We start from the raw sequence: 1,783 nt of genomic DNA on the forward strand, positions 1-1,783 counted from the left end.
ATGAGCATGGACCGTCAGTGCGCCTCCGGCCTGATGGCCATTGCCACCGCCGCCAAGGAAATCATCGTCGACAACATGGACGTGGCCGTGGCCGGTGGCCTGGAATCCATCTCCCTGGTGCAGAACGACAAGATGAACACCTTCCGCGCCGCCGACCCATGGCTGAAAGAAAACCGCCCTGACATCTACATGTCCATGCTGGAAACCGCCGAAATCGTCGCCGACCGTTATAACGTGTCCCGCGACAGCCAGGACGAATACGCCTTCCAGTCACAAATGCGCACCGCTGCTGCCCAGGAAGCCGGCAAGTTTGATGACGAAATCGCGCCCATGCCCAGCATCATGAAAGTGATGAACAAAGAGACCAAGGAAATTTCCGACGTGGAAGTGACCCTGGAAAAGGACGAAGGCAACCGCCCGCAAACCACCCTGGAAGGGCTGCAATCGCTGCAGCCCGTATTCAAGGGTGGCCAGCAGGTGCAGCAAGGCGGCTTCATCACCGCCGGCAACGCCTCCCAGCTGTCTGACGGCGCCAGTGCCTGTGTGCTGATGGACAGCAAGGAAGCCGAGCGACTGGGCCTGCAACCGCTGGGCGCCTACCGTGGCATGGCAGTGGCCGGTTGTGACCCTGACGAAATGGGCATCGGCCCGGTGTATGCCGTGCCAAAACTGCTCAAGCGCTTTGGCCTGACGGTTGATGACATCGGCCTCTGGGAGCTGAACGAAGCGTTCGCCAGCCAGTGCCTGTACAGCCGGGACAAGCTCGGCATCGACCCGGAAAAATACAACGTCAACGGCGGCGCCATCTCCATCGGCCACCCCTACGGTATGTCCGGTGCCCGCATGACCGGCCACGCCCTGATCGAAGGCAAGCGCCGCGGTGTGAAGTACGTGGTCGTCACCATGTGCATCGGTGGCGGCATGGGTGCTGCTGGCCTGTTCGAAGTGTTCTAGACGGAATCGCGCTGATTCTGTTTCCCCTTGGGGGCACCGTCTGGTGCCCCCTTTTTTTGGTTCATCGCGTACTGGCGTGGATAACACGGTTCTCGACGTCGGATTGGCTTATCGGCGAATACCTGGCACTTTGCCACACCCTCGATGCCGGGTGCCTGACGTCAAACCCCATCACCTGATGTCGCTGTCGTTATTACGGTATCTCTCGCAAGCCATGGGCAGTGACATGACGCCATCAACCAGAATTCCACCTTTGCTCAGCAGGGAACTGCCTCACAATCATTAAAAAATGTGTCCAGAAACAAAAAAAGTCACCAAAAACGAAACATCCTTTTGCTTGTTACCTGGGGTAACGAACCACGTTCGAAAGTAAACCCATATCATGATTATGTTTCCTTTCGCCTATTTTCAGACCGACTTACTGGTACGTTTTCCCCAAAATAAGCCCGTAACCTTCATCTTAAACCGCTTCCCCACCGATTTTTGCCACTTTAGTCGTCTTGACCACATACCAAGCGGTATGTATGAATTAAGCATGACCGATCGGTTTTCGGAATCGTGATTCAAAAAAATAACGACGAAATCCGCAGAGTCAGAAATACAACGCCCGAAGGGACCGGGCGAGTTTCACAAGTGCGCTACAACAACGTTCACAACAACAAACGGAATGTCTGCCCGGTTCATCCCCGGAGCAGTGGGAGAGCAAAATAATGCGAAGCAAAGCAATCGCTGTCGGCTACAGCAGCGTCCTGGCCCTGGGCCTGCTGTCAGCCGCCGCCCCGGCCATGGCCGGCGGTGAATACAAGTTCAACGATGACTTCAGTGCCAA

General features: G+C 56.1%; 1 protein-coding gene. It reads left to right on the forward strand.

Annotated elements, in window-relative coordinates:
* Positions 1-954: acetyl-CoA C-acyltransferase (locus tag A3754_RS22040; RefSeq protein WP_063521350.1), on the forward strand; the 954-nt coding region annotated here is incomplete at its 5' end.
* Between the last annotated feature and the right edge of the window lie 829 nt (positions 955-1,783).

The sequence above is a fragment of the Alcanivorax sp. HI0083 genome (assembly GCF_001635175.1).